Consider the following 15254-nt stretch of genomic DNA (forward strand, 5'->3'; position numbering starts at 1 on the left):
TAAAATTTTAAAAAATTGTAGATTAGTTCGCCAAAAAAATAGCAAATAATGAGTAACTACCATGTAAAAACCTTAGAGGAATATTTTCAAGTTTACAGAAGATCAGTACGAAACCCTGAATTATTTTGGGAAGAAATAGCTGAAGAACACTTTGTTTGGAGGAAAAAATGGGATTCTGTTTTAGAATACGATTTTTCAAAACCAGAAGTAAAATGGTTTGATGGAGCAGAATTAAATATAACTGAAAACTGTATCGATCGTCATTTACAAATTAGAGGAGATAAAACAGCAATTCTTTTTGAACCCAATGATCCCAAAGAAGAAGCAGAGCATATTACATATAAAGAATTATATAAGAGAGTATGTAAGTTTGCTAATGTTTTAAAAGAAAATGGCGTACAAAAAGGAGATAGAGTTTGTATTTATTTACCAATGATTCCAGAGTTAGCTATCTCTGTATTAGCATGTGCTAGAATTGGAGCCGTACATTCGGTAGTATTTGCAGGTTTTTCATCAACAGCGTTATCAACTAGAATAAATGATTGTGAAGCGAAAATGGTAATTACTTCTGATGGATCTTACAGAGGAGCAAAAACAATCGATTTAAAAGGAATTGTAGATGAAGCGTTGAACGATTGTGAATGTGTTGAAACTGTACTGGTAGCAAAAAGGATTAATTCTGACATTCAAATGAAAGAAGGTCGCGATAAATGGTTACAACCGTTATTAGAAGAAGCATCAGATTTTTGTGAGCCAGAAATAGTAAAAGCAGAAGATCCTTTATTTATCTTATATACTTCAGGTTCAACAGGAAGTCCAAAGGGAATGTTACATACCACAGCAGGATATATGATATATTCAGCATATACTTTTAAAAATGTATTTAACTATAAAGAAAATGATGTGTATTGGTGTACTGCCGATATTGGTTGGATTACTGGGCATAGTTATATAGTATATGGGCCTTTGGCTAATGGAGCAACTACAGTAATGTTTGAAGGAGTACCAAGTTACCCAGATTTTGGGCGTTTTTGGGAAATAGTAGAAAAACATAAAGTAAGCCAGTTTTATACTGCACCAACAGCTATTAGAGCTTTAGCAAAAGAGAAGTTAGAATTTGTTGATAAGTACGATTTATCTTCTCTAAAAGTTTTAGGAACCGTAGGAGAACCTATAAATGAAGAGGCGTGGCATTGGTATAATGACAATGTAGGGAAAAAGAAAAGTCCTATTGTAGATACTTGGTGGCAAACAGAAACAGGAGGAATGATGATTTCTCCAATTCCTTATGTGACACCTACAAAGCCAACTTATGCAACTTTACCATTACCAGGAGTGCAATTAGCGTTAATGGACGAAAATGGAAAAGAAATAGTAGGAAACCAAGTAGATGGGCGTTTGTGTGTAAAATATCCGTGGCCATCAATGGCAAGAACTATCTGGGGAAATCACCAACGTTATAAAGAAACCTATTTCTCTGCTTTTGAAAACAAGTATTTTACAGGAGATGGAGCTTTACGTGATGAAGTTGGGTATTACAGAATAACGGGTAGAGTAGATGATGTAATTATTGTGTCAGGACATAATTTAGGAACAGCACCGATAGAAGATGCTATCAATGAGCATCCAGCTGTAGCAGAAAGCGCTATTGTAGGATATCCGCATGATGTAAAAGGAAACGCATTGTATGGTTATGTAATATTAAAAGATGTAGGAGAGGGGAGAAATCACGATAATTTACGTAAGGAAATTAACCAAATTATAACCGAGCATATAGGGCCTATTGCCAAATTGAATAAAATCCAATTCACTATAGGATTGCCAAAAACACGTTCAGGTAAAATTATGCGAAGAATTTTGCGTAAAATAGCGCACAACGAATTAGATAATTTAGGAGATGTTTCTACTTTGTTAAACCCAGAAGTGGTACAAAGTATTATCGACGAACGATTGTAATAAATTATTAGAGTAAATAATAAAACAGCTACAGTTTGATTTCCTATTGAACTGTGGCTTTTTTTATTGTTGAAATGATAGAGTAGAAGTTTTTAAAGTAAGAGTACCTTAAAAAATTAAAAGTTTAGAGAAGAGATGACTATACTCATGGGGGACGCACTAACTTCTTTTAAATAGGTTAGCATGAGGTAGACGTGTTAAAAATGCTTAAAAAGCTTAAATAAAGCCTTTGTCTCTAGCTATTAGAATAAGATCTTTGTCATCAGAGCTATTTACACCAAACATTTGTTTAATTTGACGTTTTCTTTTTTCAATACCAGCAAAAGAAAGCGGAATAATATCAGGTAAATCTTTCATTTTTGTACCAATAGACAGCTCATATAGCATTTTTCTATCTAAATCGTCAATAAGATATTCACTAGTAACTTCATTTCTAAGAAGTTTCGTAATAGTTTTGCTATAGTATGGAGGATCGTTTAAAACTTCTTGTATAGCAGTTACTAACTCTTGAGGAGTAATATCATTTTTAACTAAAAAACCATCAGGGTTTATGCTTTTAAAAATGCTATGTACTCTATAATTATCGTTAAAAGTAGTAGAAACAATTATTCTAGCATCAGGTAGCATTGTGTTTATTTTTAAACCTAAGTCTTCACCAGATAAAATAGTGCCATCAGAAGAAGCTGGTAATCGCATGTCTAAAAAAATGATATCTACTTTTTTAGAGGTATCAGCATGTTGTTTTATAAGCTTATAAGCTTCATCGCAATTGTGAGCAACGTGGATTTCAAAGGCAATATGTTCGTTTTGTTGATCAATGTAATTAAAGGCACTTTTGTAGGCTTCAGAAATTAATGGATGATCATCAATAATTAAAGCAGTGTATTGTTTACTATTCATTATTCATTTTATAAGGGGTTGAAATTAAAAGGGCAGTACCTTTACCTACTTCCGATAAAAACTGTACTGTTCCGTTTAATTTGTCTACTCTAGATTTTATGTTTTTCATTCCAATACCTTTTTTACCCTTTTTAGGATTAAAGCCAATGCCGTCGTCTTTTAAATTGATAATAAGGTTTTGGTTTTCGTTAGAGAATACTAAAGTAACGTTTTTTGCTTTTGCATGTTTTATAATATTTTGCAAAGCTTCTTGTATAATTCTATAAATATTAGCTTTGGTAATTTCATTAATGTTTTTCCAAACAATATTTTTATCAAAAGAAAATTTATAGTTAAAGTTACCAATGGTACTTTTATCTTTTAGTAATTGTTCTATAATACTGGTAAAGTTAATATTAGAGCTATCAAAATTATCGCTCAGTTTGTGAGATACGTCTCTAATTTCCTTTTCAATTTCTTGAAGTTCATCTAAAAAAGATTGGTGTTTTTCAAGGGTTTGTTCATCACCTTTAAGAGGTAAAAAACCTAAGCCAAAACGAGTTCCAAACAGTTTACCTAGAATACCATCATGAAGTTCTTCGGAAATTCTGTTACGTTCTTTAACTTTTTCTTCTTCTAGTTTGGCTTGTTGTTGTAGGGTTAATACATATACTTCTTCGTTAGCTTTTTGCTGTTCAGCTTCTAGGCTAAGTTTTTCGTTTTTTACCTTTTGAACACGTAAAAAATATAGTAAACTTAAAATAAGGATTCCACCAATACTGGTAACAATAATCCAAATACGTTGTTGGTTTAAACGTTTAGTTTCTTCTATGTATTCATCAGTTTCAAACTCAATACGTGTAAATTTATTTTGAGTTCTACGTTCAGCGCTAATTAAACTATCATTAAACACTATATAGCGATCTAAGTATTTTTTAGAATTTTGTTTGTCTAAATTGGCTAGTTGTTTTAAAGAAGTTAAATAATCGCCACCATTTTTTATTTGTTTGGCTAAAGTATTGGCTTCTTTGGCATATTTTAAGGCATTGATAGTGTCTTTATTGTATTTAAAGTAATCGGATATGCATATCTTAGAGTTTAAGATATTAGTTTTGTCACCAATACTATCTCTAATGGATAAAGCTTTAAAAAAATCTTTCTTTATACCAGTAGTATCTTTCATTAATAGTTTACAATAGGCTTTGTTGTTAAGTAATATAGCATATTGACTTCTGTTTATCTTTTTGTTATTTAAATCTTTATTATAGTATTTAAGGGCGGTTTGATAGTCTTTTTTTTCTTGATAAGCATGCCCTATATTGTTATATATTATAATATAGCTTTTTACTCTAGTTTTTTTAGGGATTTTATCAAAATACTCTAGGGCTTTTATATAATACTCTATGGCTTTATCATATTCTTTTATATCATATTGTAATAAACCTAAATGGTTATATGAATCGTAAAGTTTTTTATGATTTTTTAATTCCTTAAATAATTCTATTACTTTAATATTTAAAATTTCACTACCAATATAATCTTTATAGCGTCCTTTAATACGTGTCATTCCCCATAAAACTGTAGAAGCTTCTTTTTTATGATTTTCTTTAATAAAGTTTTCATAAGCTTTGTTAAAATGAAAGTATGCTTTATCAAATATTTCTAGTTTTACGTAATAACTAGCATAATTCCAATGAGCATCTGCTGTAGCATATGTATGTTTATTTTTTATAGCAGAGTTAAGAGCTTTTTTATTTACTTTAAAAAATGAAGTAGTATCTTTCAATCTATAGAACTCATAGGCTATAGAACTGAGTTCTAAAGGGAATTGTTTGTTGTGGTTTAAAATATAATTGTAAGATTTTACTAAAAGTTGAGATCTGGAAGTACTATCTAGTTTTTTATTTTTAGCTTTTTTTAACCAAGTTTTTATACTATCGTTTTTTAGTTTAAACACAGTATGTTTATTAGAGGAAGAAAAGCATAGTTGATTTCCTATGGATAAGAAAAATATAAATGCTGCAATTTTTTTTAAAGCTTTCAAATAATCTGATTTTAAGCAAAGCTAAAAAAAAAGCCTTTAACATTTGTTAAAGGCTTGTATTTATAAAAAAATGATTAAGATCCAGCACCACGACCATTTCCTTTACCTCCATCATCATTACCTCCATCATTACCACCACCAGTATCGCCTCCGTAGATATTATCATCATCGCCTATACCAGTTGTTAATTCTGTATTGTTTTTTTCAGGAACTAAATCGTCTTTTGTTAAGTCTGTACAACTTGTAGTTAAAAGGATTAGCATGCTGATTAGTAAAGTAGTTTTTAAAGTTTTCATAATTTTCAATTTTTAATATTTGACATTAGTTTTCCATGCCGCATATGCAGCAGTAATAGCATCGAATTGGTTATGTTCGATTTTTTTTGAGCCTTGGTAAAATCAAGGCAATAGTCATCTAGCCCAAGTAATTTGGGTAGTTAGTAGAATTAAGTTGATATGGAACATCAACTCGTGAAGACTCATTACTACTAAGGCCTATTGAGTACAACAGACTTCAGGAATTCTACATTGTCATAAATAAAGGAAGCGTTTTTGCAATTTTTAATGAACGCTAGTTGATTCTGTCACTAAAATAGTGACATAGATTGTGTAAACGAACACAATTTTAGTAAGCGTTGTTGTTTAATGAGTAAACGTCCTTTTTCATTTAGTTTGTGCAATTTTAATATAATCATAGCTTTCAATTTCGTTCAATTAAGATAGTGAAAAATAACGAATTACACAAGTTTTTTAATACTTTTTTTACTGTGTTCGTTTTTATTTTTTGGAATAAAAAAAGGCGCCCTTTTAAGGCGCCTTTTGTATATATACTATATTAATGACTTGTTGTTAACTCATCTTTAAATATTGCTTCTTACAATAAACATCCTTACTCATTTTTATATAACTGCCATCACCTCCTATAATTAGTCTTTCGATGATTGGGTTTAAATAAAATAGTTTCATAATCTTTAAATATTAATTTGTTAAATAATCATTCAAATACTTCTGAATGATTACGGTACAAATATACAAAATATTTTAATAAAAACAAGGAAAATAACGAGTTATTTTATTGGTAATCAGTAAGTTAAGTTGTTTTTAAGGTAGGAAGGTCCTGTCCAGATATTATCTAGATTTTAGCTATTTAGCAACAGTTTGTAATTCAGTTCTTTACGAGTCAAAGTGTGTTTTTTGTATGTTTAAATTAAAAATGTCATTTTTTAAAAAAAATTATAAAAAAAGCGTCCAATTTATAGTTGGACGCTTTATATATTGTTAATTTATGTATTGAATCATATTCGAAAATTGTCAGAAATAAACACATTACGTCCGTTTTTATAAAATTGTCCATCAACAACTTCACGAAAACTGCAAGTTGGCTTCATTAGCCCATTAGCGATATGTAAATTTATATTCATCATTTAAGAGGCAAATATACATTATTTTTTGAAATGTTAAAGAAATGCTAATATCAGAAGTTTAAGTACTGTAAACTAGTTTGTTTTGAGTGTTTTTATAAAAAAGTAAGTGTTTCACTTACTAAAAGTAAGTGAAACACTTACCAGTTTGTTAAAAGGATAAAATATCTTTGTAGTGGTTAAAAATTAAACTCTCGCTAGAGTTAGATATGGATGGGGGTCCGTATCGCGTCGTCAGGGAAAATTATATGAAAAAAGAAAACAAAATGAATGTTTTACTCTAACCAAAGTAAAAAATTTAAAATGCATGTCACAAAAACGCCTAATCGGGCGTTTTTTGTTTTTTATATTCATAAACTTATGTAAGTTTACCTTCAATATACGACGTATGTTGCATCAACATAAACATTATTTAAAATGAAAAAACTAGTTTTATTAGTCGCTATTGCTATTGTTTCCATAGCATGTAAGAACGAGCCTAAGAAAGAAACTCAAAAAGTAGAAGCTACATCAACAGAGGTTAAAGAGAAAAAATATCCTAAAGAATTAGCAGAAGTTTTTAAAAAGCATGGTGGAATTGAGGAGTGGAATAAAATGAAAACTTTATCATATACACTTAATAAAGAAGAACACACAGTTGATTTACATTCTAGAAAAACTGTAATAAATTCACCAGAATATTCTTTAGGTTACAACGGTAAAGATATTTGGGTATCTGATACTACTGCTTATAAAAAAGATCCTAAGTTTTATTATAATTTATATTTCTATTTTTATGCTATGCCATTTGTTTTGGCTGATGATGGAATTGTATATTCTGAAACTTCACCAATTGAGTTTGAAGGAAAGAAATACCCAGGAATTAAAATATCTTATAAAGGAGCTATAGGTTCTTCTCCAGATGATAACTATTTTATATATTACGATCCAACAACTAAAGAAATGACTTGGTTAGGGTATACAGTTACTTATTTTAGTAAAAAACCTTCTGATAAGTTTAGTCTAATAAGATATAACGATTGGGAAAATGTTAACGGTTTCTTATTACCAAAATCAATAACTTGGTACCAGAAAAATGAAGAAGGTAATCCTACTGTACCTAGAGGAGAACCAACTGAATTCAAATTACCATTATTAAGTCAAGCATCATTGGCTGATAGTTTTTTCGATAAACCAAACAAATAAATGAGTCAACAAAAATATACTTGGAAAAAAGAGTACACGCTAGTACTGTTTGCAAATCTGATTTATATATCAATATTTTATATCATCACAAATTTATATACTAGTTAATTATGCAAACAATTGATTGGATTGTACTCTCTTTAACATTATTGTTTATTGTATTTTATGGAGTATGGAAAACACGAGGAAGCAAAAATGTAGAAGAGTATATTAAAGGTGGAAACGAAAGTAAATGGTGGACCATAGGTCTATCTGTAATGGCAACTCAAGCGAGTGCCATTACTTTTTTATCAACTCCAGGGCAAGCATTTCACAGTGGGATGGGCTTTGTGCAATTCTATTTTGGATTGCCTATTGCTATGGTTATTATTTGCTTAGTTTTTATTCCTATTTATCATAAATTAAAGGTTTATACGGCCTATGAATATTTAGAAGGTCGTTTTGATAAAAAAACAAGAACGCTTACCGCAATTTTATTTTTAATTCAAAGAGGTTTAGCAGCAGGGATTACCATTTTTGCACCAGCTATTATTTTATCGGCTGTTTTAGGATGGGATTTGATAACACTAAATATTATCATAGGGTTTTTAGTAATTGTTTATACAGTTTCTGGAGGAACAAAAGCAGTAAGTGTTACACAAAAGCAACAAATGGCTGTAATCTTTGCAGGAATGTTTATTGCTTTTTACTTAATATTACAATATTTACCTGACGAAATTACATTTACAAAAGCTTTAGAAATAGCAGGGGCTTCAGATAAAATGAAGGTGCTTGATTTTTCTTGGGATTTGAACAATCGTTATACTGTTTGGACAGGTATTTTAGGAGGTACTTTTTTAATGCTTTCTTATTTTGGTACTGATCAAAGTCAGGTACAACGATATTTGTCAGGAAAATCAGCTAGAGAAAGTCAATTGGGTTTAATTTTTAACGGTTTGTTAAAAGTTCCAATGCAGTTTTTTATTCTGTTAGTAGGGGTAATGGTATTTGTTTTTTATCAGTTTAATACCTCACCTTTAAACTTTAATCCAAAAGCAAACGAAGTTGTAGAGAAATCTCAATATGCTAATGAATATAAAGAACTACAATTAAAACATATTCAAATAGAGAATAGTAAAAAGACATTAATATTTGAAGGTTTAACAGAAGAGAACAAAAAACAACTTCAAGAGTTAAATGAACAGGACAAGAGTTTAAAAGCTGATGCAAAAGCTATAATTAAAAAGGCAAATGCAGAGGTAGAAACAAATGATAAAGACTATGTTTTTATTCACTTTATATTACACAACTTACCTAAAGGGTTAATAGGTTTATTGTTGGCAGTAATCTTATCGGCAGCTATGTCGTCTACAGCATCAGAATTAAATGCTTTAGCATCTACCACAGCAATCGATTTATACAAGCGTAATGTAACTAAAGAATACAGTGAAGAGCATTATGTAAAAATGTCTAAGTGGTTTACACTAGGGTGGGGAGTATTAGCTATTCTAGTTGCTTGTGTCGCCAATTTATTTGATAATTTAATCCAGTTGGTAAATATTATTGGGTCCATTTTTTATGGAAATGTATTGGGGATTTTCTTATTAGCGTTTTTCTTTAAAAAAGTAAAAGGAAATTCGGTGTTTGGAGGTGCGTTGTTGACTCAGATTATAATTTGTTTAATATATTATTTTGGTATTTATAAATTAGAGCAAGGAGGAGGACAGCCAATAATAAGTTATTTATGGTTAAACTTTATAGGTTGTATTTTAGTTCTATATTTCTCTCTGATGTCTATTATAAAATCAATAGACAAGAAAAGTAAAATCACTTTATTATTAATTTCAATAGGTATTTTAAAGATTATATACGATTTATTTAATGACAGTCCATTAAGTGTATTACATGTAGTTTATTTAATAATCTTATTTATTTACCTTGGATTTATTAATGTTGAAAAAGATAAAGAATGATTACAACAAGAAAAGCAAATTTAGAAGACTTACCTATTTTACTCGATTTTGAACAAGAGTTAATTAAGGCAGAGCGCCCTTTTGATGAAACATTAAAAGAAGGAAAAATATCTTATTATGATATTAAAGCGATGATTTTGTCTGATGAAGTTGAGGTGATGGTAGCGGTTGAAAACGATGAAATAATAGGCTCAGGTTATGCTAGAATTGTGATACCAAAATCGTACTTCAAATTTGATAAGTTTGCTTATTTAGGTTTTATGTATGTAAAACCTACTCATAGAGGAAAAGGAGTGAACAAAAAAGTAGTTGAAGCTTTAAATACATGGATACTTTCAAGAAATGTTTTTGAAGTAAGACTTGATGTATATGCAGAAAATCACGGAGCAATTAGAGCTTACGAAAAAGTAAATTTCAAAAAGAACTTGATAAATATGAGAATGAGTTTATAAGAAGTGCTATTTCTTATAAACTCATTTTACATATAATTTTAGCAATCTGCTAAACCAACAGTAACAGCTAAACCTCCTTCAGAGGTTTCTTTATAGTTACGGTTCATATCTTTAGCAGTTTCCCACATGGTATCAATAACTTTGTCTAGAGGAACTAAAGATTCTTTAGGATTGGTTTCTAAAGCCATTTCAGCAGCATTAATAGCCTTAATAGCTCCCATAGCATTACGTTCTATACAAGGTACTTGTACCAATCCTCCAATAGGATCGCAAGTAAGTCCTAAATGGTGTTCCATTGCTATTTCAGCAGCAACTAAACATTGTCCAGGTGTACCTCCTAATAATTCAGTAAGAGCAGCAGCGGCCATTGCAGAAGAAACACCTATTTCGGCTTGACATCCACCCATAGCAGCAGAAATAGTTGCGTTTTTCTTAAAAATACTACCAATTTCTCCAGCAACTAGTAAGAACTTTTTAATATGTTCAAAATCTCCATCATGATTTTCAATTACAAGGTAGTACATTAAAACAGCAGGAATTACTCCCGCACTTCCATTTGTAGGAGCGGTAACAACTCTACCTAGAGAAGCATTTACTTCGTTTACTGATAAAGCTAAACAACTAACCCATTTAAGTATTTCTCTAAATTTTACCTCAGTACCTCTAATAGCGGTAAGCCATTCTTCTTTACTGTTATAAGTAGCCTCTTTTATTAATTTTTGATGAGTTTCAAAGGCTCTTCTTTTTACGTTTAAACCTCCTGGTAAAACTCCTTCAGTATGGCATCCTATATACATGCATTCAAGCATTGTATCCCAAACGCGTTTTAATTCAGAATTTATATGATTCTCGTCGTTTAGAATTAATTCATTTTGAAAAACTATATCAGAAATATTTTTTCCTTTGTTTTCACAATACTCTTCTAGTTCAGTAGCTCTATTTATAGGAAAAGGAAAGTTCTTTTTGTTTATTTCTGTATCAGCAGATTCACTTACCTCTTCTTGAACAACAAAACCACCACCAATAGAGTAATACGTTTCTGTAGATATTTCTTTTCCTTTAGAAAAACCTCTAAAGGTTAAACCGTTTGAATGAAATGGTAAAAAGTCTTTATTAAAAACAACATTATCAGTAGAAAAAATAATTGTTTTCTCTGCATTGAAATCTAAACGAGTAGTAGTTTTTATTTTATTGATAATAGTGTCTATATCATCTACAGGAATGTACTCAGGATCGGTACCGCTTAACCCTAATAATACAGATAAATCGGTAGCGTGTCCTTTCCCTGTTAAAGATAAGGAACCATATAAATCAATTCTAATACCATCAATGTTATCAAAAAGATTGTTGTCTTTTAACTTTTTAATCCATTGTTGTGCGGCTCTCCATGGCCCTAAAGTATGAGAACTAGAGGGACCAACGCCAATTTTTAGCATATCGAAAACACTAATAAATTGCGACATAATATAGGTTGTTTGTTGACGGCTAAAATAGAAAAAGTCCTGTATTTATTGAATACAGGACTTTATTTTTTATATCAATGAAGAAAATTTTACATTCCGTAAATAGATTCTTTATCAAATTTCTTAGTAAGCATGTAGTATACAACTGCACGATACTTGTTTCTTTCAGATCTTCCAATTCTTTCCATAACGTCATCGATAGCTTTGTCTAATTCAGGACTATCATCTAATCCTAATTTTTTCATTAAGAAGTTCTTCTTAACAGTTTCCAATTCTTTAGGGTCTGAACCAGAAACAGTTTCAGCATCTTTTTTATAAATAGATGGCCCTAAACCTTTTGTCACAGCTTTTAATAAATCAGTGTTAGAACGGATATCTCTATCGTCCATAAACTTTTTATACAGTTCTACTTTTTCGTCAAATTTACTCATGATTTTTTGTTTAAAATTAGATTTTAATTTTTTGTAGATTTCTTTAATCCTTTCAAATATAGAAAAATAATTTGTTCTTTCAAATACCTAAAATAGCAAGGGAATTCCTAGTTAAAATTGTTAATTAAATTGTTGAAAACAAAAAGAGGATTGAGTAAAAAGGCACTGTTCTTGTAGTAAATTTATATAAATTCAAATCTGTTGCCTATGTCATTATCAAAATTTGAATCAATGTTAAAGACCAATGATGTATATTTTTTTGATGCTGCTGAGTTTGAAACAATTATAGAGCATTACTTAAATATAGGTAAACATTCATTGGCAAAAAAAGCTGTACAGCTGGGGTTAGAACAGCATCCTACTTCAATTCAACTTAAACTCATGAAAGTTGAACTTTTAATATTTGAAGATGAATTAGAGGAAGCTGTAAAGATGTTAACAAACATTGAAGCAGTAGAACCTCATAACGATGAGGTATACATTCAGAAAGCTGTTATTTTATCAAAAAAGAAAAAGCATATAGAAGCTATTTCAATACTAAAAGAGTCTTTACAATATATTGAAGACCCTGTAGATATATGGTCTATGCTGGGAATGGAATATTTGTATTTAGACGATTTTGAAAATGCTCGTTTAAACTTTGCTAAATGTATTGATGTTGATTATGAAGATTATTCTTCATTGTATAACATTGTGTATTGTTTTGATATGCAAGGAAACCATGAAGATGCTATAAAATTCTTAAATTCTTATTTAGATAAAAATCCTTATTGTGAAGTCGCTTGGCATCAATTAGGAAGACAATATTTTGAAATAGGAATGTTTAAAGAAGCCTTAACTTCATTTGATTATGCTGTACTTATAGATGATAGCTTTATTGGAGGGTATTTAGAGAAAGCCAAAACTTTAGAAAAACTAGATCGTTTTGAAGAGGCTATTGAAAATTATTTAATAACATTAGAATTAGATGATCCTACTGCTTACGCTTATGTAAGAATAGGGGAGTGTTATGAAAAGTTAAATAACATTCATACAGCAATTCATTTCTATAAAAAAGCAGTACATGAAGATCCTCTTTTAGATAGAGGGTGGATTCTGTTAACAAATGCTTGTTATAGTAATGAAAATTTTCAAAAGGCATTATACTACATTAATAAAGCAATTCAAATAGATGAAAGTAATGCTCTATATTGGAGGAAGTATGGAGATATTAATTTAAAATTAAACTTTTACGAAGAGGCTGTAAAAGCTTTTTATAACTGTATAGAGTTAGGAGATAAAGAGATTGAAATATACATAGCTTTAACAGATATCTTATTGTTCTTAGGAGAATTTAATCAAGCTTTAAAAGTTTTAATTAAAGCTAAAAAGATATATAAAGAATTTGCAGAGGTTGAATATCGCCTATGTGGGTTGTTTATGATTTTAGATAAAGAGGAATATAGTTTAACGCATTTGAAAAATGCCTTAGCTATAGATTATGAATATCATTCAATCATAAAAGAGTTGTATCCTTCAGTTTATGAAAAAGAAAGGGTACAGGAAATTATATCCAATTACAAAAAAGTAATAAAGTAAAAGAAAAGCTCCAAAATGTAAATCTTGGAGCTTTTTTATTGTTTGTTATATGTTAACTTAAGAAATATGTTTCCATATTTTACGTAAAATTATAATACAACCTAGTGTTAAAACAGAGAGTATAGTAGCAATTAAAGTTTTTCCGTAAATCCAGTTTCCAGTTGCAAATAGAAAACTATATACTCCAATAGTACCAGTTACAAATCCAACAATTTTAGCACCAATGTTTTTAAACTTATCTTCTCCTTCAAAAATTAATTGATTAAAGTTATTTATTGTGCTTTGATCAGTTGGAGAAGTTAAAAAAGTAACTAAAATCCATCCGATAGTAGTAATAAGCACACCTATAATTAATTGCCAATAACCAGCTATTTCAATCATAGGAGTTTCCATTTTACCATTGATAAAAAAGAAAACAGCAATAAAGAAAGAGATAGCCATTGCTGCTATTTCACTATAAGGATTTATTCTACTCCAAAACCATCGTAAAATAAATAGTAAGCCTGTTCCAGCACCAATTTGAAGTAGTAAATCAAAAACATCTTTTGCCGATTGTAAATAAAAAGAAAAAAGAGCGGCAAATAGCATTAATAAAGCTGTTGATATTCTTCCGATGACTACTTTTTGTTTTTCTGAAGCATCTTTATTGATAAATCGGCTATAAAAATCATTTACTAAATAAGAACTTCCCCAGTTTAATTGAGTAGAAATAGTACTCATAAAAGCAGCGATTAATGATGTTAATACAATACCTAATAAACCAGCAGGTAAATAAGTCATCATTGCAGCATATCCAACATCGTGACCTTGCATTTCAGCAGATAGGCTAGGAAAAGCCTGATTCATACTTTCTAATGAAGGAAATATAATTAATGAAGCTAAACCAACTATAATCCACGGCCAAGGACGTAAAGCATAGTGCGCAAAGTTGAAAAATAAAGTAGCCCAAGTAGCATTTTTTTCATCTTTAGCAGCTAGCATTCGTTGAGCAATATAACCACCTCCACCAGGTTCAGCTCCAGGGTACCAAGTACTCCACCATTGAACGGCAAAAGGAATGATAAATAATGTAATTAAAGCTTCTGTATTAGAAAAATCAGGTAACATTGCTAATTTAGAACTAACATTTGGATGCGATAATAAGTTAGAAAGACCATTGATTTCTGGAAGGTTTACAATATATACAGTAGCCCATACAGAACCTACCATGGCAATTAAAAATTGAACAAAATCGGTAAGTAACACACCTTTTAAACCTCCTAATGAGGAATAAATCACTACAATTATAGAAGAATATAAAAGCATTTCTCCTTGAGAAATACCTAATAATATGTTTGCAATTTTTGCTCCAGCTAAACAAACCCCAGCCATGGTTATAATATTGAAGATAACTCCTAAATAGATAGCCCTAAATCCTCGTAAAAAACTAGCTGTTTTACCAGAGTATCGCAATTCATAAAATTCTAAATCGGTTGTAATACCCGATTTTCTCCAAAGCTTAGCATAGAAGAAAACAGTAAGCATACCAGTAAGTAACATGGCCCACCATACCCAGTTACCAGAAACACCATTTTTTCTAACAAGTTCAGTAACTAGTCCAGGAGTATCTGCGGCAAAGGTCGTTGCAACCATAGATACTCCTAATAACCACCAAGGCATATTTCTACCAGATAAAAAGAATTCGGAACTATTTTTTCCTGCAGATTTAGAAGCCCAAACTCCTATAAGTAAAGAGATTATAAAAAATCCTACAATGATTATATAATCAATAGTGGTTAAAGTCATAATTTTTTGGTTTATTGGCTAATGTAATTAAATATTTTCAAACGTTAAATTGCTATTAAAGTCGAAAACGATTTCGCAGTTTTTTGTTAGAGAAGCACTATATTTATTT

Annotated in this window: 11 protein-coding genes; 5 read left to right on the top strand and 6 right to left on the bottom strand. The window is 30.2% G+C overall.

Annotated features, from left to right (window positions below):
- Positions 1-48: 48 nt before the first annotated feature.
- Positions 49-1956 (top strand): acetate--CoA ligase, encoded by a 1908-nt coding sequence (gene acs / locus Q0958_RS04690; protein ID WP_299120312.1) that lies wholly within the window; start codon positions 49-51, stop codon positions 1954-1956.
- A 216-nt stretch (positions 1957-2172) separates the two neighbouring features.
- Here acs and Q0958_RS04695 read toward each other — a convergent pair whose 3' ends face one another.
- The 3 genes from Q0958_RS04695 to Q0958_RS04705 form a co-directional block, all read right to left on the bottom strand.
- The gene (locus Q0958_RS04695) at positions 2173-2856 is read right to left on the bottom strand and encodes a response regulator (RefSeq protein ID WP_299120315.1); all 684 of its coding nucleotides are present in this window, start codon (positions 2854-2856) and stop codon (positions 2173-2175) included.
- On the bottom strand, positions 2849-4879 hold the full coding sequence (locus Q0958_RS04700; RefSeq protein ID WP_299120318.1) for a tetratricopeptide repeat-containing sensor histidine kinase: 2031 nt from the start codon (positions 4877-4879) through the stop codon (positions 2849-2851). The genes Q0958_RS04695 and Q0958_RS04700 overlap by 8 nt, the downstream gene beginning before the upstream one ends.
- 74 nt (positions 4880-4953) lie before the next feature.
- Positions 4954-5175 (bottom strand): hypothetical protein, encoded by a 222-nt coding sequence (locus Q0958_RS04705; protein ID WP_299120320.1) that lies wholly within the window; start codon positions 5173-5175, stop codon positions 4954-4956.
- A 1541-nt stretch (positions 5176-6716) separates the two neighbouring features.
- On the opposite strand from Q0958_RS04705, the gene Q0958_RS04710 reads away from it, so the two are divergent.
- The 3 genes from Q0958_RS04710 to Q0958_RS04720 all read left to right on the top strand — a co-directional run bounded on the left by Q0958_RS04710 (position 6717) and on the right by Q0958_RS04720 (position 9888).
- Complete coding sequence (locus Q0958_RS04710) at positions 6717-7484, top strand: DUF6503 family protein (protein WP_299120322.1); 768 nt, start codon at positions 6717-6719, stop codon at positions 7482-7484.
- 110 nt (positions 7485-7594) lie between these two features.
- Entirely contained in the window at positions 7595-9436 is a 1842-nt protein-coding gene (locus tag Q0958_RS04715; RefSeq protein ID WP_299120326.1) for a sodium:solute symporter, read from the top strand.
- Entirely contained in the window at positions 9433-9888 is a 456-nt protein-coding gene (locus Q0958_RS04720; protein WP_299120329.1) for a GNAT family N-acetyltransferase, read from the top strand. Before Q0958_RS04715 ends, Q0958_RS04720 begins: the two co-directional genes overlap by 4 nt.
- Before the next feature lie 38 nt (positions 9889-9926).
- Here the strand turns inward: Q0958_RS04720 and Q0958_RS04725 are convergent, their stop codons facing one another.
- Together Q0958_RS04725 and Q0958_RS04730 are read right to left on the bottom strand one after the other, a co-directional pair.
- Positions 9927-11351 (bottom strand): L-serine ammonia-lyase, encoded by a 1425-nt coding sequence (locus tag Q0958_RS04725; protein WP_299120331.1) that lies wholly within the window; start codon positions 11349-11351, stop codon positions 9927-9929.
- Between the two features lie 89 nt (positions 11352-11440).
- On the bottom strand, positions 11441-11782 hold the full coding sequence (locus Q0958_RS04730) for a DUF2853 family protein (RefSeq protein WP_299120334.1): 342 nt from the start codon (positions 11780-11782) through the stop codon (positions 11441-11443).
- Positions 11783-11989: 207 nt separating this feature from the next.
- Here Q0958_RS04730 and Q0958_RS04735 point away from each other — a divergent pair, with 207 nt between their 5' ends.
- Positions 11990-13360: a tetratricopeptide repeat protein gene (locus Q0958_RS04735; RefSeq protein ID WP_299120337.1), complete on the top strand. Its 1371-nt coding sequence runs from the start codon at positions 11990-11992 to the stop codon at positions 13358-13360.
- 57 nt (positions 13361-13417) lie between these two features.
- Here the strand turns inward: Q0958_RS04735 and Q0958_RS04740 are convergent, their stop codons facing one another.
- Positions 13418-15145 (bottom strand): sodium:solute symporter family protein, encoded by a 1728-nt coding sequence (locus tag Q0958_RS04740; protein WP_299120339.1) that lies wholly within the window; start codon positions 15143-15145, stop codon positions 13418-13420.
- Between the last annotated feature and the right edge of the window lie 109 nt (positions 15146-15254).

Source organism: uncultured Tenacibaculum sp., assembly GCF_947499065.1.
Taxonomy (GTDB): Bacteria; Bacteroidota; Bacteroidia; order Flavobacteriales; family Flavobacteriaceae; genus Polaribacter.

Excerpts from the sequence above, each read along its gene's own strand:
- Q0958_RS04715 (WP_299120326.1), top strand. The coding sequence starts at position 7,595 with ATGCAAACAATTGATTGGATTGTACTCTCTTTAACATTATTGTTTATT.
- Q0958_RS04725 (WP_299120331.1), bottom strand. The coding sequence starts at position 11,351 with ATGTCGCAATTTATTAGTGTTTTCGATATGCTAAAAATTGGCGTTGGT.
- Q0958_RS04705 (WP_299120320.1), bottom strand. The coding sequence starts at position 5,175 with ATGAAAACTTTAAAAACTACTTTACTAATCAGCATGCTAATCCTTTTA.
- acs (WP_299120312.1), top strand. The coding sequence starts at position 49 with ATGAGTAACTACCATGTAAAAACCTTAGAGGAATATTTTCAAGTTTAC.
- Q0958_RS04695 (WP_299120315.1), bottom strand. The coding sequence starts at position 2,856 with ATGAATAGTAAACAATACACTGCTTTAATTATTGATGATCATCCATTA.
- Q0958_RS04735 (WP_299120337.1), top strand. The coding sequence starts at position 11,990 with ATGTCATTATCAAAATTTGAATCAATGTTAAAGACCAATGATGTATAT.
- Q0958_RS04740 (WP_299120339.1), bottom strand. The coding sequence starts at position 15,145 with ATGACTTTAACCACTATTGATTATATAATCATTGTAGGATTTTTTATA.
- Q0958_RS04710 (WP_299120322.1), top strand. The coding sequence starts at position 6,717 with ATGAAAAAACTAGTTTTATTAGTCGCTATTGCTATTGTTTCCATAGCA.
- Q0958_RS04730 (WP_299120334.1), bottom strand. The coding sequence starts at position 11,782 with ATGAGTAAATTTGACGAAAAAGTAGAACTGTATAAAAAGTTTATGGAC.
- Q0958_RS04720 (WP_299120329.1), top strand. The coding sequence starts at position 9,433 with ATGATTACAACAAGAAAAGCAAATTTAGAAGACTTACCTATTTTACTC.